This is a genomic window from Govania unica, from assembly GCF_027920805.1.
GTDB lineage: Bacteria > Pseudomonadota > Alphaproteobacteria > Sphingomonadales > Govanellaceae > Govanella > Govanella unica.
Genome location: NZ_JANWOI010000004.1, coordinates 96583 through 117545, shown reverse-complemented (window position 1 = coordinate 117545; position 20963 = coordinate 96583). Strand labels below are relative to the sequence as shown.

Here is a 20963-nt window from a genome sequence, read left to right as displayed (position 1 = left end):
GCCTCCCTTTCGTAGTTTGATAGATCAGAGTTCTTAGAACTTCTTCGTGACGTCGATGCCGAAGTTACGCGGCGTGTTGGTCCATTTGAAGGTCAGGAGCGAATCTTCAGCCCGCACGCGCACGTCGCCGCGCGAGTTGAAGACGTTTTCCACATAGAACGTGACGTCGAGATCATTCGCCGTATTCATGAAGCCAGCACGTGCATTGACGATGTCATAGCTGTTCTGAACACGGTTGTGACGCGAAGCGACACTGAGTTCCGAGTTCGACTTGCCATGGAACGCATATTCTGCACGGACAAAGCCGCTCCAGTCAGCAACCGCAAGATCATAGCTGTATTGCGCAGCAACGTTCGCGGTGAAGGCCGGAATGAAGGGCAGCTTGTCGCCCGCACGGCCTGGAGCCACGACCTGATCAGTGATCTGGTCCTTGGTCAGTTCGCGCTTCGGCAACCAGCTCAGACCGGCAGTGATGTCGAAACCTTCAGCCGGACGTGCCTGAAGTTCGGCTTCAAGACCACGGATCTCTGCTGCACCAGCGTTACCGATGAAGCCGAACGCACCCGACGGATCACGACCCGAGACCTGAATGTCCTTCCATTTGATAAGGAAGGCCGAGAGGTTCAGGATCAAGCGGCGATCAAGCCATGCGGTTTTCGTACCGACTTCATAGTTCCACAGGCTATCTGCGCCATAGCCGAGCGGCACAGCAACGATACCCTGCTGGTTGGTGCCACCAAGACGATAGCCCTGTGACGCCAGCGCATAAAGAACCTTGTCTTCGTCAAGACGATAAGACAGCTGGAACTTCAGGATCGGCTTGCTTTCCTTGAACGTGCGCGCATCCGCTTCAGGCAGCGGAGCCTGAGCGAAGAGCGCGAACGGGAAGGTCGTCGAACCGAGGTCGCTTTGCTTGGACTGGAACCAACGGGCACCAACCATGGCTTCGAACTGCTCAGTGACCGCATAGGTTGCTTCACCGAAGAACGCGATTTCCTTGATCTTGCGATCATTGACGCGAGCCGTGGCGCAAGGATTGCAATCCACAAGACCCGTGCCCGGAACCGGACCGATATAACCCGTCGGCGGCACACCCGGATCGTAAGGCATACCGGTTACCGGATCGACCACCGGCACATAGCTGCGGAAGCTTGAAGCACGGTCACGATAGAAGAAACCGCCCATCCACTGGAACTTGCTGCCCGGATTGGAGTTCAGGCGCATTTCGAACGCCTTCTGCTCGATGCTCTGGGTCTGATCGGTCAGGGCCGGGAGGAGATCCGGACGCGCCGGGGTGATGCCTGGAAAGCCGTTCGGACGTACGCCCAGGCTCAGAAGCACCCAGGTCGAATCGCGCTTGAAACCGTAATCGCGCTTATAGACCGATCCAGTCGCCACAAGACTGGCCCAGTCGAGATCCCAGTTCATGGTCAGGCTGTAGATCTGCTGATCATCCGGCATGTCGCTGCGCGTATAATCGCCGACCTTGAGATCGCCGGTCTGGAAATAAGCGATACGACGGATATCGCTGAGCGGCTGAAGGTTATTGTTCACGAAATCGAGGTTGCTGGCCGAAGCCGAGAACGAATCATAGGGGTTGTAGCGATTCGAGCCGCCGCTTTTGCGGTTTTCGAGCCAGGCCATGGCATCGACAGTCAGGTTATCAGTCGGCTGGAAGCGCAGCATGCCGCGGAAGCCAGTCGTTTGCTGCCAGTTGATGTTATTCTGGCCAAGACGCACGTTGTCGATGTAACCGGCTTCGCGATCGTAATAGGCGATGGCGCGGAGCGACAGCTTGTCGGTGACGAGCGGAGCGTTGAACATGCCATAGACATTGGCACCCGTGCCGCCGTCCTGGATCTTGTTGGCGCCGACTTTGATCTGGCCCTGAACTTCGTTCATGACCGGCTTCTTCATGATGAAGCGTACGGTACCAGCCTGCGAGTTCGCGCCGAAAGTCGAGCCCTGCGGGCCTTTCAGCACTTCAACGCGATCGATGTCGAAAATCTTGAGGTCAGTGGTCTGCGAGCCGCTGTCGCCGCCTGCGCCCTGAATGCCGGGAACCGGTACTTCGTCATAATAGACGGCAACCTGTTCCTGACCGGCCGAACGGACGCCACGCAGCACGTAACGTTTCTGACCAGCACCTTCGTCGGAGAAGGTCAGGCCCGGCACCTGATATGCGAAATCGGCGAAATTAAGCGCGCCCATCTGTTCGAGGGTGCCGCTGCCGAGCGCGGTGATCGTTGCCGGAATATCCTGCAAACGCTCTTCCCCGCGCTTACGGGCGGTCACCAGAATTTCTTCAAATCCGGCCGACGCGACGCTTTGTCCCGATTCAGCAGCAACAGCAACGGCAGGAACCGCTGCCAGGAACGCCAGCATCGAAACGGTTCCACTCAGAAAACCACGCCGGTAAGTACTGATATTTCCTCTCATCCTATTCCCTTTATTTTTGCAAAGACCCAGCAGGTCTTCGTCTTTTGGCCTTGAAACAGCCGCTGCAACATATACAAAGAATTTGCATTTGTATATTCAAAATCATATTTTATTGTACACTAATGCAAATCCAGTTTCAGGGAGAGAAAAATGCAATCGGGATTAGCCAGAATCATAAAAAAAGGAACTGCCGTTCTCGGCCACTCCTTATTCAGTCTGCCCCTGCTCGGGCTGTCGCTGATGCTTGGTGGTCTGCCCACTACCAGCGCCGAGGCGGCCGATGTGACGGTCATTCACGCGGGCAAGCTGTTGGCGGTACCCGGTCAGGCACCGATCAGCCCGGCAACGCTCGTGATCGAAGATGGCAAGGTCAAGGAAGTGCGCGCCGGCCATGTTGACGCCGCCGCCCTCGGTCTTGGCGCCGACGCCAAGATCATCGATCTGTCCGACAAATTCGTCATGCCGGGCTTTATCGATCTCCATGTCCATCTGAGCTTTGGCGCCAATCCCGACCGCACGCTCATCGTCACCAAGCCGGACAGCTATTTCTCACTGATCGCCGCCAACAATGCGCGCAAGACCCTGATGACGGGCTTCACCACCGTGCGCGATCTCGGTTCGCCGGGCACCAGCGTCTATGCCCTTCGGGACGGAATTCGCGACGGCCTCGTACCGGGTCCGAAGATCCTGGTCGCCGGAGCTGCCATCACCCCGACCGGTGGCCATGGCGATTTCCACGGCTATCGTGACGAAGTAGAGAAAGCCATGCCGGCCGCTGGCGTCTGCAACGGCGCTGACGATTGCCGCCGCGCCGTACGTGCAGCAGTCAAACGCGGATCCGACGTGATCAAGGTAACCTCCACCGGCGGCACGCTGTCGAACACCGCTGCCGGAACCGGCCAGCAGTTCACCGACGCCGAACTGGTCGCCATCGCCGAAACCGCCCATGCGCTCGGCCGCAAAGTGACTGCCCACGCCCATGACAAGGCCGGAATCGACAGCGCGCTGCGTGCGGGCTTTGATTCGATCGAGCATTCCATGTGGGCCGACGAAGACACCCTGCGTCTGTTCAAGAAAACCGGCGCCTGGCTGATCCCGACCATTTATCCGATCACCTATGCTGGCGACACCCCGGAAAAGATGCGGAACGGCCCTTACAAGAACGCCACCCCGGCGGTCATGGCCAAGCTTCTGAAGCTCGGCCGTCAGCCGAAGGACATGGCGAGCAAGGCCTATAAAATGGGCGTGAACATCGCGCTCGGCACCGATAGCGGCGTGTCTCCGAATGGCGAAAACATCAATGAATTCATTGAACTTGTCGGCATCGGCATGACCCCCATGGAAGCGCTGATGGCGGGTACCGTCAAAGCTGCCCAAGCGGGCGGTATCGAAGGCGTTGGCAAGCTTGCCCCCGGCATGGCGGCTGACGTTGTGGCCATGCCCGGCGATCCGTTGCAGGATATCAAGGCCGTGCTCGGCGTCGATTTCGTGATGCGTGACGGCATCGTCTTCAAGCAGGACGGGAAATAAGGAACAATCATGAGTCTCAAACTTAAAATCACGGGCCTTGCCCTCTCCGCCCTCGTCGCCCTCACCAGTGGCGCGGCGCTGGCCGAAGCCATCATCTTCGACAATGTCACGCTCATCGACGGCACCGGCGCGGCGCCGAAGCCCGCCATGACCGTGGTCGTCGATAATGGCAAATTCGTCCGCGTGACCCCCACCTCAAGCGCCGGAGATATCAAAGGCCACCGCATCGACGGCAGCGGCAAATATCTCATTCCCGGTCTGATGGATATGCATATCCATCTGAAGGGCGGCAGTGAAGTCACCCGCGATGGCATCCGCAAAGCGGTCATCAACCGCCAGCAGGGTGCCGAGGCACTGCAAAGCTATCTCTATAGCGGCGTCACCTCGGTCTTTGATGCCGGCAACGTGCCTGACTTTATCTTCAGCCTGCGCGACGATGAACGCTCGGGTAAATTGATCGCTCCCCGTGTCTTCGCCACCGGCAGCCTCGTCACCGCCCCGGGCAGCCATGGCAGCGGTCCGGCTTCAACCGATATCGAAAGCTGGCCGGAGGCGCGGGAAGCGCTCGACAAGCATATCGCCCGCAAACCCGACGTGCTCAAGATGACCTTCGATCAGCATGGCTGGGGCACGCGTTCCATGATCCCGCTGCTCGATGTCGAACTGATGCAGAAAGTGATCGAATATTACAACGATCACGGCATCCGCACGACGGTGCATACCTCACTTGAATATCAGGCCCGGCAGGCGATCTTCGCCGGTGTCGATACGCTCGCCCATCCGGTCATTCAGGGCCCGGTCAGCGATGAATTCGTCATGCTCATGGCGGCAAAAAAGATTCCGATGACCACCACCCTCGCCATCGGTGAAAACTACAGCCGTCTCGCTGAACATCCTGAATATCTTGATCAGCCGCTCTACAAAGCGGCCCTCGGCAGCGACGAGATCGCCAAGCTGAAGACCGAAACCCGCGACAAATGGTCCAAGGAAACCTGGACCTGGTGGATGAAGCTGATGACTCCGATCGCCCAGGAGAATCTGCGCAAGATTCACGCTGGCGGCGGCGTGCTTGCCCTTGGCACCGATCAAAGCATCGGCGCGGCCGTGCATCGGGAAATGGAATTGCTGGCGGCGGCGGGCATTGCCCCCCTCGACATCATCCGCATCGCGACGCTGAACGGCGCGGTGTTCCTCGGCAAAGAGCGTGACATGGGTTCGGTCGAAGAAGGCAAGCTTGCCGACGCCGTTCTCCTCAGCGCTGACCCGAGCGTCGACATCAACAATGCCAAGGCCATTCTGCTAGTCATGAAGGGCGGTGCTATTCTCGACGACAGCAAGCTTAAGCTCGCTGGCACTCGGCAATCAGGTCGCATCACCCACTAAAAATCTTCCAACCGACAACACCTCAGCGGCGCGGAATCATTCCGCGCCGCTTTTTTATTGCCTTCTCTTGCTCATATTTCGTGATCAGATTTCTGCATAAAAATTTTCATTTCAGGCCTCCGGTTTAACTTTTCTAGTTCAAAGCTCTATGCAATAGTGTTAACAAGTGGTTAACGTTAGATAAGCTTTTCGGTTGTTGGCATGCACGTCGTAGCTGCAAAGTTTCATGCAGCAGGTACGTTTTGCGAAAAACACTCAATACGGGCCTGTGGGGGCTGAAGCGTAGTAAAAGGGGAGAAATATGAAGCATTATGAAGAACTGAGCGGCGGCGAAGGACGGCGTATTTTTTTCCGCGCGGAGCGATTCAGAGCCCGCGATCTGTTTCAACGCAGCATGCCCACCCTGATGCTGGACCAAATGCCCATCACCCTCTCTGACGTCAGCCTGAGCGGGTTGTCGGCGATCTCCGCCGCCAATTCCAACCATGCTTACGAGCCGGAAAAACGCGTCAACATCCAACTGCTGCTCGGCAACAGCCATCTTTATGAAGGTGCTGGCGAAGTCGTGCGGGTGGAGCCCACACAGGCGGGCACCAAGCTCGGCCTCCGGCTCCTCGATCGCAGCTTCAACGTGTTGCAGGTGGTCGATAAATACAAGGAAATCAGTCTCCGGAATGAACTCGCGAGTTTTGCCGCGACCGCGCCGGGCGCGGGCGTTGCTCCCGAATATCGCATGCTCTGCGCCGATATCCTGCAGCTGCTGCGGTCTTACCGGAGCGGGCTTGATACCATCTCCCAGACCAATCTGACGCCTGACGCCGCCGCCGAATTGCTCGCCTCCTGCGAACAGCAGATCATTCCGCAATGGCGAGAGCTATGGTATCGCGGCAATGCGCTGGTCGAAGGCATCATGGACAATCCGGAAGCCTTGCGCGCCACCAAGAAATTCACCGAACTGGTGCTCACGCCTGAATTCATGTCGGGCGTGGTGTGGAACCGCAGCTATGCGAAACCGCTCGGCTATCCCGGCGATTATCAGATCATGAACATGGTTTATGACTGGCAGCGCGTGGGCGCGAGCCTTTATGAAAAGCTCGTTCATCGCATCGGCCTTGATGTTGCCGAATGCATCGCCACGCGCAGCGTGATGATGCGGCAGGAAATCGCCAAGACGCTGCTTGAAAAAGCCGACGGCGTGGCCCGCATCACCAATCTCGGCTGCGGCTCGGCCCGTGAGGTGATCGATTATCTCAAGCTCGGCCAATTGCCGCGCAATGCACAATTCACGCTGATCGATCAAGACCAGGGCGCGCTTGAGCTGGTCTATGAATCAACCCATGCCGAAGTCATCCGCCTCAACCGGCAGGCGAGCGTGCGCTGTCTCCATGCGTCCTTCTCGCAGCTTCTGAAGACGCAGGAACTGTTTTCCACCATCGGATTGCAGGATTTCGTCTATTCGGTCGGGCTCATCGATTACCTGACCGCGCGCCGCGCCAAGGCCTGGATCACGTCGCTTTACAAATTCATCGCGCCGGGCGGCAAGCTCATCATCAGCAACATGATGAAATGCCCGGAAAGCAATCTCTGGCCGATGGAATTCCTTACCGACTGGAACATCATCTACCGCGACGAGCAGGAAATGCTGGCGCTGGCCGCTGGGCTTGAAGATGCCGAAGTCAGCACAAGTCTCGACCCGACCGGCCGCGTCGTGCTGCTGTCCATGCATAAGAAAGCCTAGGCCCAAGAGCTCAGCCAGCAGGAGCTCAGCCCTGTGCCAGATTCGGGACAGGGCTGTCCTCTATCTCATGATTCAAAACACGCTGCGGGGGCAGAACGACCGAGATCGTCGTTCCGGCCCCAAGTCGGCTATCAAGGGTCATGAAGCCGCCATGCAGCTCTATAATGCGCTTGACGAGCGGCAGGCCAAGTCCGGTGCCACCGTAGCGGCGGGCAAAAGCGCTTTCCACCTGCACGAAGGGTTCCATGACCTTCTCGATATTTTCCTTGGCGATGCCGATACCGGTGTCGGTGAAATAAATGGCGAGGCCGCCCTTGGCGATGCTCGCCAGGCGCACATTCACAGACCCGCCTGGCGGTGTGAATTTGATGGCATTGCCGATCAGGTTGATGAAGACCTGCTTCAACAATCGTGAATCCGCAACAAGCTCCGGCTCCCAGTCCGGCATATCGAAGGACAGACGCAAGCCGCTTTCCGCCGCCTGTTCGCGCAAAAGCCGCAGGCTCGATTGAAGCACGTCGATCACATCGACTTTTTCCTCATCAATCACAAGCTTGCCGACCTCGGCCTTCGACAGATCAAGAACGTCGGTGACGATCTTGAGCAAATGCCCGGCTGCCGAGTGAATATCATCGACGTAGCCGACGTATTTTTCCTGCCCGATCGGACCGAACAGGCGTTGCTGCATGACCTCGCTGAAGCCGAGAATGGCATTGAGGGGGGTGCGCAATTCATGGCTGACGACGCTGAGGAAATCGCTTTTGGCCCGGCTCGCCGATTCCGCCGCCGCCAGCAGCTCATCCGACCGCAGCTTTTCAAGCCGCAGCATCTCCGCATGAAGATAATCGCGGCGCATATAAAGTTCCTGCACGTAACAGGAAAAAATCCCGACGCCGGTCGACATCACCAGAAAGAAATTGTTGCTGACAATCAGATACTCATCGATCGGATTGATCCACATGGCCACCGGCTGATAGATCAGCACCAGCGTCAGCGCGAGCACAGCCGCATTGGTCCAGCGCAGGCGTAAAAGATTGAGACAGAAACTGACGACCATGATCAGGCCGGCATAATAAAGCGCGTTGCCGGGCGCTGTCGCCACCGCCGTCATGGCAATAATGCCAAGCCCCGCCATGAACATCGCAAAACCAAGCGCCAGTTGCGCCATGCGATTGAAATATGCGGTGAAGGTGAATAGAAAAACCGCGAGCAGTACCGGAACGACAACGCCGAACCGGATCAGCAGCGCCGCTTTGCTGGAAGAGCCAAGCACAAAAGCATCGAGAACGCCGAACAGCGCATAAAGCACCACTCCGGCCAGCAACAGAATCCGTATGCTGAAAAGCGCACGGTCCATACGATCGATCGCAAACCGGCGTTCAAGACCTTCATCGGTGAAACGAAGGCTGAAAGGCCGGATACCATACCCAGGTCTTACCGCCACATCATCTCGCTCAACTTCCATGAACTACGCCTGAGTTTACTAAAAATTATGGCTCAGACCCAAGCCGAAGACATTACAACTATCATCCGTGCTGCCGATCGTATTGATGGTGGTCGCCAAGGCCGGAAAACTCGACGTCCGATTGATCGCACCTGATTTGTTGAGGAGATGCATATAGGAAACATCCACCGACAATTGATCCATCAACTGATAGGACAACCCAACCGCCAGCCACCAGCGATTGGTGTCCGGCACCCGGGTCGAACGATTATTATTGAGGGTCGGCGTCTCATCATAATTCACGCCGGCACGTAGCGTCAGGCGATCATTGGCCAGATATTTGGCGCCGACGGAGCCGCCCAAGCTATTGCGATAATTCTCCGGCGAAACCTGAGTTGTGCCATCGGCCAGATCAAGCTGGATCTGCTTGAACCGATTCCAGCCATAATGATTAAGCTGAGCGAGCAGCGTCAACCGCGGCGTCACATCAAAAGCCGCCGCGACCGCGATCACGTCCGGCAAATTGAGATCGGCGGCAACACCTTGCTCGGTCGTCTGGCCAAACAAGGTGGTGGTGGCGGTGCCATGAAGCCGATGCTTGACCCTGCCGCGATAACTCACACCCAGATGAACAGTGTCGATCGGTTCAAACAACAGACCGAGGGAATACCCATAGGCCCAATCCGTGCCATGAACGCGGAACGAACCATCCGAGGCGGCACTCGGCCCCGCCGGATCGAACGGGTTGGGGATTGCGCTCACAAGCGTGACGCCCGACCGCTGCATGGACAGGCTGCCGCCGATCGACAGGCCATCAGTGACACGCCAGGCGAGCGTCGGAGCAATATCAATGACCATGATCGAAGACTGGGTCGAGTCATAACGGCCGAAATAATCTTCGTCATAGCGATTCTTGAGACCGAATGGGGCACTCACGGAAATTCCAGCCCAGACATCCTCGGTGATCGGCATGGCCGCGGCAAGAAAGCCGCTCGGTTGCGGTTTGAAAGCCTGATCGCGCGCACTGCCGTTCAGGGGCAGACCGGTGTAGGGTCCGATATTGGCAAAACTACCCTCATTACTCACCACTGCGCGCGGCGCAATGATATACCCGCCCCCGGTGATCTGGGCCGATTTCAGGCCCGTCAGAATAGCTGGATTGAAAGACATGAAGCTCGCGTCATCAGACAGCGCCGCCGCACCGGCAAAGCCGGTACCGCTCGCTTTGATGCTGCGCTCGCCAAGATAAAAACCCGCAGCGTCTGCAGCGCCGCCGCCAAGACCCACCAAACACGGCAAGAGAAGCGAGGCCCCTAATTTCAGGATCGAAGCTGATTTCTTACCCATTATGGCACCTTTCTTATCGCCGGCATCCGGATGCAATGCCGAATTGAGTTGAACCCTCTGCGACTATTCCAAAAGGTAAACACCTGGGAACATTAAAGGCGATTTTAGTTAACGATCTTATAATTAACCATAAGATCATACAGGACTCCCCGGGAGGAGTCCTGTTGAAATGACCCTTGAAGTCTAAGCCGGAAATGCCCGCTTAGGGGCATAAGCGCCTAAGCGACAGCAGAGTCGATTGTTTATAATAACTTACTTCTAATTACCAAGATAACTCGACAGGCTTATCGCTATTTTTTAGAATCCCGATATTAGCTCACATAAAGGTCAGCATCAGATCCTTGGCATCCACCGATTGCCCGACTGTGACATATAAATCAGCAATAATGCCGTCACGCGGGGCGGTCAGACTGGTCTCCATTTTCATCGCCTCAAGGGTCAACAGCACATCGCCCGCCTTAACCTCTTGCCCCGGTGCGACCGAGAGAGTCGCAACCAGCCCCGGCATGGGAGCGCCCACATGATCCGGATTGCCATCGTCAGCCCGCCGGCGTTGCGGCAGATTGGCCGCCACCCGCCGATTGGCCACGGCGATCACGCGCGGCTGACCGTTCAGTTCGAAGAAGATGCGGACCTGACCGTCGTCCTCGGTATCCCCGACCGTTTGCAGACGAATCACCAGAGTCTTGCCGGTTTCAATCTCGACCATGATTTCATCGCCCGGCTCCATGCCATAGAAAAACACCGGAGTCGGCAGTTTCGAGACCGGACCATAGCGGCGCACCGCCTCGTGGAACTCCTCATAGACCTTCGGATACATGAGCCAGCTAGAAAGCTCCCGCTCGCTGATCGGTCCGGAGAATTTTTCAAGGCCGCGAGCCCGGGTCGCCTCAAGATCGGCGGGGGCGAGCAACGACGCCGGACGCACAGTGATCGGGACGCGGTCTTTCAACACCCGCTTCTGCAGGGCCTCCGGCCACCCTCCCGGCGGCTGACCGAGATCGCCATGAAGCATTTCGACCACCGAGGCCGGGAAGGAGATTTCCCGCTCGCCGGATAGCACATCCTCATTACTCAGGCCCTGAGACACCATCATCAGCGCCATGTCGCCCACGACTTTCGAGGACGGCGTCACTTTGACAATGTCGCCGAACAGCATATTGGCGTCGCGGTAAGTGCGCGCCACGTCATGCCAGCGGGACTCAAGCCCAAGCGACCGCGCCTGTTCGCGCAGATTGGTGAACTGACCGCCGGGCATCTCATGGAGATAAACCTCGGACGCCCCCGATTTGAGATCGCTTTCAAAGGCCGCATATTGCGTGCGCACCGCCTCCCAGTAAAAGCTGATCTCGCGCACGGTTTGCGGGTCGATCCCACTGTCGCGCTCGGTATGACGCAAAGCCTCGACAATGGCCCCGAGACAGGGTTGCGAGGTGGTGCCGGACATGGCGTCAATCGCCCCGTCCACCGCATCGACCCCTTCGTCGATGGCGGCAAGCAACGTGGCCGCCGCCGCTCCCGAGGTGTCATGGGTATGGAGATGAATCGGCAGATCCGTTTCTTCCCTGAGCGCCCGGATCAGCACCCGCGCCGCTGCCGGTTTCAACAGCCCGGCCATATCCTTGATGGCGAGCACATGACAGCCCGCCCGTTCAAGCTGCCGGGCGAGGTCCACATAATACCGCAGCGAATATTTGGCCCGCGCCGGATCGAGGATGTCGCCGGTATAACACAACGCGCCTTCCGCCACCTTGCCGCTTTCGACCACGGCATCAATGGCCACCCGCATGTTTTCGACCCAGTTCAAGCAATCGAAGACACGGAAAATATCGATCCCCGCCGTCGCCGCCTCGGCCACGAAATGGCGCACCACATTGTCGGGGTAGTTGGTATAGCCGACACCGTTCGCGCCGCGCAGCAGCATCTGGGTCATGATGTTCGGCAGCCGTTGGCGCAACTGGGCGAGACGCTCCCACGGGTCTTCGATCAGAAAGCGCATGGCGACGTCGAACGTGGCCCCGCCCCAGCATTCGACAGACAGCAATTGCGGCAAGCCCCGCGCATAGGCCGAGGCCACCTGGATCATGTCCTTGCTGCGCATGCGCGTCGCCAGAAGCGACTGATGGGCATCGCGCATGGTGGTGTCGGTCAGAAGCACCTGTTTCTGATCGCGCATCCAGCGGGCGAACCCTGCGGCCCCACGCTCCTGCAGAATCTGACGCGTGCCGTCGGCGGCGGGGCTTTGAAATTTCGGTGCCCGCGGGGTGCGGGCCGAGGCCGGCGGACGCGGCCGGTCGCGCGCATCGGGATGGCCATTGACGGTCACATCGGCAATATAGCGCAACAACCGGGTGGCGCGATCCTGCCGCGTTGCCGAGGACAGAAGTTCCGGCGTCTCGTCAATGAAGCGGGTGGTATAGCCGTTCGCCCGGAAGGTCGGATGGGCCAGCACATTTTCCAGAAACGGCAGATTGGTCGACACCCCGCGAATGCGATATTCCCGCAGCGCACGCAACATGCGGGCGATGACTTCGTCCGAGCTTGGAGCCCAGGCGGTAATCTTTTCCAGAAGCGCATCATAATGCCGCGTCACCACCGCCCCGGAATAGGCCGTGCCGCCGTCAATGCGAATGCCGAAACCGGCGGCGCCGCGATAAGCCGTGATGCGGCCATAATCGGGAATGAAATGGTTTTCCGGGTCTTCCGTGGTGATCCGGCACTGGATGGCATGGCCATCAAGCTGAATATCGGCCTGTGGCGGCACCCCGGTTTCCGTCACCTCACCAAGATGTCCGCCTGCGGCGATATGGATCTGCGCCTTGACGATATCGACACCGGTGACCATTTCGGTGACCGTATGTTCGACCTGAATGCGCGGGTTGACCTCGATGAAATAAAATTTGCCCGTGGGCTCATCCATCAGAAACTCGACCGTGCCCGCCCCCACATAGTCGGAGGCGCGGCCGATGGCGAGCGCCGCGGTACAAATCTCCTGCCGCTGATCGGCATCGAGATAGGGCGCAGGCGCGCGTTCGATCACTTTCTGATTGCGACGCTGGATCGAACAATCGCGTTCGAACAAATGATACAAATTGCCGTGATGGTCGCCGAGCAGCTGCACTTCCACATGACGGGCCCGGATCACGAGCTTTTCCAGATAGACCTCGTCGCGGCCGAAAGCCGCCTTGGCCTCGCGCCGACCGGCACGCACATTGTCCATCAGTTCCTGCTCGCTGCGGATCGGACGCATGCCGCGCCCGCCGCCGCCCCAGCTCGCCTTCAGCATCACCGGATAGCCAATCCCGGCGGCGAGGCGGATGATCTCGGCCTCGTCTTCGGGCAACGGGTCGGTCGCTGGCATCACCGGCACATCGACCGACATGGCCAGACGACGGGCTGAAATCTTGTCACCCAAAAGCCGCATGGTGGCCGGCGACGGCCCGATGAAGGTCATGCCCGCAGCCGCCACAGCAGCAGCAAAATCAGGGTTCTCCGACAGGAAGCCATAGCCCGGGTGAATGGCATCGACCCCGGCGGAGACCGCCGTTTCAATGATCTCATCAATGGCCAGATAAGCCGCGATGGGACCGCCGTCACTTGTGATGCGGTAAGCTTCATCGGCCTTGAAGCGATGGAGCGACAGGGAATCTTCCTCGGCATATATCGCGACGGTGCGGATTCCGAGTTCTGTTGCAGCGCGGAAAATCCGGATGGCGATTTCCGAACGGTTGGCAACGAGCAGTTTCTTGAAAGGCGGAACGGATTGCGTGACTGTCATGGCGGTACGGGCTCTGTTTATTTGTATAATTGGCCTTTGAAGGCAGTTTACGGGAACTTTACAGGAAATGTTCCCGCCCTGCCTATCCTGATGGACCGAAACGCTAGCCCGAATACGCAGGAAAAGCCAGTTTGTATTGCACTGCAAAATAACCGGCACCTAGCCAAAAGTCGGACCAGTCCTTTCCCCGACCACATCGAAAGATAGTCGCAAGCTGCTGGGAACTGACGGTAAACTCCTCATCACTGCGGGTTCATCAAATTCAACAAGAATAAAACCCCGCTCATAAACCAGGAGGGAGCATTCACGCCATGTCACAACTGTCCATGCCGTCCAAAACCATCCGTTCGGAACTCATCCGCTCCACCGCCATCCTAAGTGCGCTGGTCGCCACCGCCGCCTTCGACGCCAGTCTGGCCAGCGTGATGGCGCAGACGGCCACACAGGGGGCGGCGCTTGAGGAAATCATCGTCACCGCCCGCAAGCGTGAAGAAAATCTGAAGGAAATCCCGGACTCGATCACCGCGCTCACCGCCAGCGCCATCCAAAGCGCCCGTATCAATGACGTGAAGGACGTGGCCGCCCGCGTGCCGAACCTGTCCATTGTCGAAGCCCAGCAACCCGGCGTGGCGCTCATCAATATTCGCGGCGTCGGTCAGGCCCGCAATGGCGAACCGTCTGTCGCCGTGGTCATCGACGGCGTCCAGCTTACCAATGCTTACGGCATCACCCAGGATCTCTTCGATATCGAACGCATCGAAGTCCTGAAAGGCCCGCAGGGCGCAACATATGGCCGAAACGCCATTGGCGGCGCCATCAACATCACCACCAAGCAGCCGACCAACGACCTTGCCGGCTCGGTCCTCGCAAGCTACGGCAGCGCCAATGATGTGCGCCTGAACGGCAGCCTGAGCGGCCCGATCATCGAAGACAAGCTGTTGTTCCGCATCGCCGGATCGTTCCGCAGCTTCGATGGCGACGTCGACAGCCTGTTCACGCCCGGCCGCGACGAAGCCAACTGGCAGGACGACCGCAATATCCGCGCGGCCCTTTTGGCCAAACCGACAGACAACATCAGCATCGATCTGAGATACTCGCGGCTCGAGACCAAATCGGGCGCAGCCTGGTATGCGGTGGTGCCGCCAGGCACCAATCCCGACAAGCCGCGTCCCTACCTCGGCGATTATCCGTCTTCGGCCAAGCGCATCCTCAATGACGCTTCCGGCAAGATCGACATCGATTTCGACAATATGGTCCTGACCTCGGTCACCGCCTTTTCAAAAGTCTCGTCCAGTATCAATGAAGATATCGATTTCACCCCGCTTGACGGGCTGACGGCGGAGCAAGACCTGAACAGCACCAACTGGTCGCAGGAAGTCCGGCTGGCCTCAAGCGGAGACAGCCCGTTCAAATGGATGGGTGGGGTCTATTACCTCAACACAGACCAGAAGCTCGATACGGAGATCTTCCTCGGCCGGGACTTTTTCCCGATCTTTGGTCTGCCGCCGACAACACCGTCACCGCTGCCGTTCGCAGCCACCCGGGCCACCGACAAGAACGATGCCTATGCCGGCTTCGGTCAGCTCATCTATCGGTTCAACTCGGGCATCGAACTGACGGCTGCGGCGCGGTATGACGTGGACAAGCGCCATCAGCTGGACCGCGTGTTGCTTCAGAATTTCGACAAGACCTTCAAATCCCTGCAGCCAAAAGCCTCGATCACCTATTTCTTCAACGGCGATGAATCCATGGTCTATGGCACCGTGGCCAAGGGGTTCCGCAGCGGCGGGGTCAACCCGAGCGCCCTCATCACCCGCTATTATAAAAAGGAAGAAAACTGGAACTTCGAACTGGGCTTCAAAACCAGCCTGCTTGATCGCCGCGTCAGTATGTCGGGCGCTGCCTTCTATACCCGCATCAAGGATCGTCAGGTCTATATCCTGGACATCAACAACTCGACCCAGATCCTCACGAACCCGATCCCGAGCTCAGAAGTTTACGGTCTTGAATTTGACATCACCGCGCGGCCTGTTCCCGATCTCGATGTGAGCGCTGCGATCGGCCTCACCGATTCAAAAATCCGGACCTATGACACCAGTGTCTTTGCCGGTCAGTTGTCTGCCGGTAACTTCACAGGCAACAAGTTGCCGCAGGTGGCCGCGATCAGTTACGCCTTTTCGGCCCAATACCGCATCGCCGTCAATGATGACACCATGGTCATTCCGCGCTTCGAATTGAACGGATCGGGCGGCGCTTACTACTGGGAAATCGACAACCTCAACCGCCGCCACAGCGTCATGCTTGGCAACGCGCGACTGACGCTTGAACATAAGGGGCTGGCCGTCACCGGCTATGTCGAAAACATGTTCAACGAGCACTATGTGCTTGAATATGTTCCGGCACGCTGGAGCGGTTCGGGGTCCGGAGACGTCTCGGCAGCCGCCCGTGGCCGCCATTACGGCATCCAGGCCCGGTTCCAGTTCTAGTGACATCTGGCAAGCCTTGTGCGGTCATGTCATAGTTCCCTGTGAAATGTGAGGTTGGGACGCGATATGACCGCAGGCTTGCCGACACCTTCTACCGCTGCAAAACTGCGGGCGCTTATGCCCCACCGTTACGGCCCGGCGCTTGGACATGGCGCTGCGGTCGTACGGCGGGCGCAGATCCGCCAGCTGACGGTGGCGAGCCTCACTCACCGTCTGACCCTTCTGCGGGCGCCGTCAGGTGCGGGCAAAACCACCCTCCTTGGTCAATGGCTTGATGTTCTGAAGGAAACCGGGCGTGTGGTCGCCTGGCTGTCGCTTGAAGCCGATGACGCAAGCCCGCTCTCCCTGATCGAAGGCCTGATCGGGGCTTTGGCCGACAATGGCCAGGGACAGGCTGTATTTCATTTCACGCCGGAATTTGGCGACGAAATCCGCGCCGCGCTTGATATCTCCATCGCCGCCGCCGCCCGTCGTCTGGCCGCTGCCCTCAATGGCCCTGGCTTTCGCGGCGTGCTCATTCTCGACCGCTTTGAAAGCATCGACCGCAGCCCGAGCGGAACTTTTATCGCCGTGCTATTGCAGCATCTCGCGGCCCTGAATGTGGTGATCGCGAGCCGCCACCGGCCGCAGTCGCTACCGCTGTCCAATCTGCGCGCCCGCGATGAGCTGGCCGAGCTGACCATGGCCGATCTTCATCTCGATGTCGCCGAAATGCAGGCACTGTTTGGCGACGATCTGCCCGATCAATATGCCCGCAAGCTGCATCTCCTGACCGGTGGGTCGCCCGTCGCCCTGCAATTCGCCCGCCGCGCCATCGACGCGCTGCCCGGGGACGAACATATGGTGGCGGATACCGCACACCGCCCCCTGGCTATCCCGAACAACTGGCTCGATTGGCTCGACGATTATTACAGTGACGAAATTCTCGGAGCGCTCCAATCGGATCTTCAGCATGTGATGAACCGGCTGGTGATTGTCGAGCGCTTCGATCTCAGTCTGGCTGAAGCCATCGCCGGACCGCAGGCGCGGCAGATGGTCAACCGCCTCTATAGCGAGCAGGGCCTGCTGGTCCATGACCGCTTCACCAATCAGTTTCATTTCCCCGAAACCCTGCGTCAGTTTCTGGAAAAACGTCTGCAATGGCTGGATGAGGCGGAGCTCGCAGCGCTCCATGCCCGCGCCGCTGCCTGGTTCATGGAACGCGGCAACGCGGTGGATGCCCTCCATCATGCGGTGGCCGCCAACAATCAGGATATGGCGTCGCAACTGCTCGAACAGCTCGGGATCGTCAGCGTCGCCGTTCTGCACGGCGTGCCGTCGCTGAAATCGATGATGAGCCGCGTCGCCCCCCTGGCCGAAACCGTCTCCCTGCAGGCCCGCCTCGCCTGGTCGGTTATTCGCGCCCATGAAGGCGGCATCAGCGAGGCGAGCAAGCTTCTGGATCAGGCCAAGGTCGATATCGCCGCCGCCGGAGAGTCCCTGCCCGCCACCATGGCTTTTGATTGCGCGCTGGCCGAGGGCCTGCTTGACGGCTTTACCGATCGCCATATGTCGGTCCGCATGAGCAACCTGATCATCCAGCAACTGGCCCGCACCCCGCGCACCGAGCATCCGCAACGGGCACTGCTCCATGTTTTGCTGTCATGGGAGGCGTTCCGCGACGGCCGCCTTGATGACGCCGATCAGGGCGTCAATGACGCTGCCACAGAATATGCTGCGGTGGACGGCGGCTATGGCTCCATTTTCATGAATATCCATCGCACCCTGATCCGCTTCTGGCGCAACGATCTGGAGGGGGCGCGCCATGAATGTCTGATCGCCGAACGCATGGCCCATCTGTTTTATCCCGGCGATGAACGGCTGCGCATGCTGACCAAGGCGATCAAATCGGGCCTGCTGTTCGATCTCGACCCTGAACAGCAGCCGGCCGCCCTGCTGGAACTCGCCGCCCAGGTCAATATGTTCGAATCCTGGTGCGAGGTGCTGTTGTGGAGTGCGAATTGCACCGTGCAGGCTGCCATCCGCGATGGCCGTATCGACGATGCCCGCCGTGTGCTCGATCAGACCGTGGCCGCCGCCAAACGTCTGACGGTCGAGAAACTCGTCTGGGCCGTCGACTGTCTGCGGGCCGAGATCGAAACCTTGCATGGGGACCGCTATCTGGCGCTTGATCTGGCCGAAAGACTGTCGTTACCGGACATCGACCATGTCATGATCGCCAATGTGGATCTGACCTGGCGCGAACGTATCGGCGGACTTTTGACCTATGGCCTGATCCTGCGCCGCGAGGGCCGCCTGAGCGAAGCCGCGTCTGCGGCAGATCGCGCGGCCCAGCTTTTGACAGTGACGCCGATCCCGCGCCTGGCGGCGCGGCTTGCGGTGTTGCGAGCCCATCTCGCCTTGGCCGCGGGGAAGGAGCATCTGGTCCGTCCGTTGCTCGCTGAAGCCCGCGCGACCTTCCCGAACCTTGTGTCACGCCAGATTTTTCTCGAACAGGACGGTGCGGGACTGCCATCGCTCGCCCCCTATCTCCCGGCCTTCAGCACAGATCCTGAACGGGTGACGCAGCGCCGCACACCCATGCTCACAAGCACGTTCAAAACCAATGCCCCGTCCGCCGCCGACCCGCTGACCGCGCGGGAGCGGGAAATTCTTCAGTCCATGCGCGAAGGCCACCCGAACAAAGTGACCGCGCACCGCCTTGGACTCAGTGAAGCCACGGTCAAATTCCATCTGCGGAATATCTACCGCAAGCTTGACGCCCGCAACCGCACACAAGCGCTTGCGCGCTATGCGGCCATTGCGGGCGCCCCATACGGACTTTAAGCCGGCACAGATGCGAAATGTTCCACCAGCGCATCTCCGAGCGGCGCGGCTGAGGCTGGATTCTGGCCGGTGAAAAACTGTCCGTCCACTACCGTATGTGCGCGGAAAGGCGCCGCTGCGGAATAAAAAGCGCGCATCTTGCGCAGCATGTCTTCGGGCAGCACCGGCACCAGCCGAATAAGGCCCGCCGCATCATCTTCAGCATTGCTGATGCAGGTCGCCTTGCGTCCGCGCAAGATCGGCTGACCGGCATGATCGATTGCGAAAGCCAATCCGATCACCCCATGACAGATCCCCGCAAGCACGGCATTGCGCACATAAAGAGATTCCACATAACGTTTGAGATCCGCATCATGCGGGAAGTCCCACACCGTGCCGGTCCCACCGACCAGAAAAAGCCCATCATATTGATCAATATCGACATCCGACAATTTGACCGTGCCAGCAACTTGCTGCTGCGCCGCCGCATTCGCCAGAAAGCGCTGACCGTCCGGAGTGACCCAGGTATCTTCAAGGCTCATGGGATCGATCGGAGCAGCGCCGCCTGCGGGCGAGGCGAACGTAACCCGGTGACCGGCGTCGGTCAGCCGGTTGTAAACCGCCGCCAGCTCCTCAAGCCAGCTTCCGGTTTTTCGACCGCTTGAGCCAAGCGTTGCATGTGACGTCAGTATGAACAGGATGTGCTTCGACATGTCGGTCTCCATTCTTGTCGTGACTGCCTTGAGTGTAGCGGCCGCGGCCTCCGAGCCGTAACTGCCCGAACGGCGAAAACATCCTCGACAAAAAGCTAGCTAGGCCCCCGGGCCCGTCCTCGCCCGACCCTGGCCCAACCCTGGTCCGCCCTGGGCCCGGCCGAATGGGCGGGTTGGCAGGCGGCCGGGGATTGCAGATGATAGCTGCCAGACCCTGAATACCCAGACCTCAAATTCATGAGCGGAGGATATTATGTCACTCAATGACCCCGTCACCAAACTGCCGCCCGTCACTGCGCCGTTCAAACGGGCGCTCGGGAAGCCGGTGCCTGCCGAAGGCGAAGACGGACTGTTCACGCAATCCTGGTGGCCGATCTGCTATTCAAGTGCCGCCAGCGAGCATTTCGTGCGTGGCTATGACTTTCTCGACGGCCGGGTCATCGTGTTCCGCGACAAAGACGGCAAAGCCCATGTGAACAGCGCCTTTTGTCCCCATCTTGGAGCCGATCTTTCGGTCGGCGACATGGTCGATGGCGCGGTCCGCTGCGTGTTCCATCACTGGAAATATGGTGCCGATGGCCGCTGCGTCGGCATGCCGAGCACCGACCCGATCCCGCCGACAGCACGTCTTTTTAAATTTCCGACTATTGAAAAATATGGCCTGATCTGGGCCTTTAACGGTACCGAGCCCCATTATGACCTTCCGGACTTCATCTATCCCGATGACGAGCTGGTCTATAAAATCAAGATCTTCCCGGAAGCCTTGCCGGTTGACCCCTGGATCGTCTGCGCCAATACGCCGGACATGCAGCATATCCGCTATCTCCATGGCATCAATATCAACGGCGGCAATCCCCATGACATCGTAGAATGGACCGACCATTCGATGCTCTATGAATTCGAAGGCACCCATACCACCGGGGAGCCGGTCAGCCATAAGATCGGCATCATCGGCACCAGCATGTATTTCCAGGAGACTGTCTTTGACGGTCGCTGGTTCGGCTTCGTTGCCCCGTTCGGCATGCCGCGCCCGCAGCAGACACTGGCCTTCATGGCCGTCTGCGCCCGCAAGGACATGGGCACGCCTGAGGAAATCGACGCCTTCCTCGATTACATCATCGATCTTGAAACCAATGTGGTGATGGAAGATCTGACCAATATGCAGACCATTCATTTCACGCCGGGCACATTGACCGCAAGCGACAGGACACTGGCCCGCTTCTTTGATTATATGCGCGACTTTCCGCGCGCTCATCCGTCAGCCGAATTCATCCGCTGATCGATCCTTTATGACAGGGGC

At 58.8% G+C, this 20963-nt stretch carries 11 protein-coding genes; 6 read left to right on the top strand and 5 right to left on the bottom strand.

Features of this window, described 5'->3' with window-relative positions:
• Positions 1–33: 33 nt before the first annotated feature.
• The gene (locus tag NYP16_RS11305) at positions 34–2439 is read right to left on the bottom strand and encodes a TonB-dependent receptor (protein ID WP_274944253.1); all 2406 of its coding nucleotides are present in this window, start codon (positions 2437–2439) and stop codon (positions 34–36) included.
• A gap of 150 nt (positions 2440–2589) precedes the next feature.
• On the opposite strand from NYP16_RS11305, the gene NYP16_RS11300 reads away from it, so the two are divergent.
• From NYP16_RS11300 to NYP16_RS11290, 3 genes are all read left to right on the top strand, one after another.
• The gene (locus NYP16_RS11300; RefSeq protein ID WP_274944252.1) at positions 2590–3969 is read left to right on the top strand and encodes a metal-dependent hydrolase family protein; all 1380 of its coding nucleotides are present in this window, start codon (positions 2590–2592) and stop codon (positions 3967–3969) included.
• A 9-nt stretch (positions 3970–3978) separates the two neighbouring features.
• Positions 3979–5352, top strand: coding sequence for an amidohydrolase family protein (locus tag NYP16_RS11295; RefSeq protein ID WP_274944251.1), 1374 nt, complete (start codon positions 3979–3981; stop codon positions 5350–5352).
• A gap of 301 nt (positions 5353–5653) precedes the next feature.
• Positions 5654–7090: a PilZ domain-containing protein gene (locus tag NYP16_RS11290; protein ID WP_274944250.1), complete on the top strand. Its 1437-nt coding sequence runs from the start codon at positions 5654–5656 to the stop codon at positions 7088–7090.
• A gap of 25 nt (positions 7091–7115) precedes the next feature.
• Here NYP16_RS11290 and NYP16_RS11285 read toward each other — a convergent pair whose 3' ends face one another.
• The 3 genes from NYP16_RS11285 to pyc form a co-directional block, all read right to left on the bottom strand.
• Positions 7116–8555 carry a sensor histidine kinase gene (locus tag NYP16_RS11285; protein WP_274944249.1) on the bottom strand — a complete coding sequence of 480 codons (1440 nt, stop codon included), beginning with the start codon at positions 8553–8555 and terminating at the stop codon, positions 7116–7118.
• Positions 8556–8573: 18 nt separating this feature from the next.
• The gene (locus NYP16_RS11280; RefSeq protein WP_274944248.1) at positions 8574–9881 is read right to left on the bottom strand and encodes an OmpP1/FadL family transporter; all 1308 of its coding nucleotides are present in this window, start codon (positions 9879–9881) and stop codon (positions 8574–8576) included.
• Between the two features lie 316 nt (positions 9882–10197).
• Positions 10198–13659 (bottom strand): pyruvate carboxylase, encoded by a 3462-nt coding sequence (pyc, locus tag NYP16_RS11275; protein WP_274944247.1) that lies wholly within the window; start codon positions 13657–13659, stop codon positions 10198–10200.
• A 311-nt stretch (positions 13660–13970) separates the two neighbouring features.
• Here pyc and NYP16_RS11270 point away from each other — a divergent pair, with 311 nt between their 5' ends.
• Positions 13971–16145, top strand: coding sequence for a TonB-dependent receptor (locus tag NYP16_RS11270; RefSeq protein WP_274944246.1), 2175 nt, complete (start codon positions 13971–13973; stop codon positions 16143–16145).
• A 66-nt stretch (positions 16146–16211) separates the two neighbouring features.
• Positions 16212–18971, top strand: coding sequence for a LuxR C-terminal-related transcriptional regulator (locus NYP16_RS11265; protein WP_274944245.1), 2760 nt, complete (start codon positions 16212–16214; stop codon positions 18969–18971).
• On the opposite strand, the gene NYP16_RS11260 is transcribed toward NYP16_RS11265, so the two are convergent.
• Complete coding sequence (locus NYP16_RS11260) at positions 18968–19663, bottom strand: type 1 glutamine amidotransferase domain-containing protein (protein ID WP_274944244.1); 696 nt, start codon at positions 19661–19663, stop codon at positions 18968–18970. The genes NYP16_RS11265 and NYP16_RS11260 overlap by 4 nt on opposite strands.
• 253 nt (positions 19664–19916) lie before the next feature.
• Here NYP16_RS11260 and NYP16_RS11255 point away from each other — a divergent pair, with 253 nt between their 5' ends.
• Positions 19917–20942: an aromatic ring-hydroxylating oxygenase subunit alpha gene (locus tag NYP16_RS11255; protein ID WP_274944243.1), complete on the top strand. Its 1026-nt coding sequence runs from the start codon at positions 19917–19919 to the stop codon at positions 20940–20942.
• Positions 20943–20963 lie beyond the last annotated feature (21 nt).

Coding starts and splice junctions, on each gene's coding strand:
- NYP16_RS11295 (WP_274944251.1), top strand. CDS start 3,979: ATGAGTCTCAAACTTAAAATCACGGGCCTTGCCCTCTCCGCCCTCGTC.
- NYP16_RS11255 (WP_274944243.1), top strand. CDS start 19,917: ATGTCACTCAATGACCCCGTCACCAAACTGCCGCCCGTCACTGCGCCG.
- NYP16_RS11305 (WP_274944253.1), bottom strand. CDS start 2,439: ATGAGAGGAAATATCAGTACTTACCGGCGTGGTTTTCTGAGTGGAACC.
- NYP16_RS11265 (WP_274944245.1), top strand. CDS start 16,212: ATGACCGCAGGCTTGCCGACACCTTCTACCGCTGCAAAACTGCGGGCG.
- NYP16_RS11300 (WP_274944252.1), top strand. CDS start 2,590: ATGCAATCGGGATTAGCCAGAATCATAAAAAAAGGAACTGCCGTTCTC.
- NYP16_RS11285 (WP_274944249.1), bottom strand. CDS start 8,555: ATGGAAGTTGAGCGAGATGATGTGGCGGTAAGACCTGGGTATGGTATC.
- NYP16_RS11260 (WP_274944244.1), bottom strand. CDS start 19,663: ATGTCGAAGCACATCCTGTTCATACTGACGTCACATGCAACGCTTGGC.
- pyc (WP_274944247.1), bottom strand. CDS start 13,659: ATGACAGTCACGCAATCCGTTCCGCCTTTCAAGAAACTGCTCGTTGCC.
- NYP16_RS11280 (WP_274944248.1), bottom strand. CDS start 9,881: ATGGGTAAGAAATCAGCTTCGATCCTGAAATTAGGGGCCTCGCTTCTC.
- NYP16_RS11270 (WP_274944246.1), top strand. CDS start 13,971: ATGTCACAACTGTCCATGCCGTCCAAAACCATCCGTTCGGAACTCATC.
- NYP16_RS11290 (WP_274944250.1), top strand. CDS start 5,654: ATGAAGCATTATGAAGAACTGAGCGGCGGCGAAGGACGGCGTATTTTT.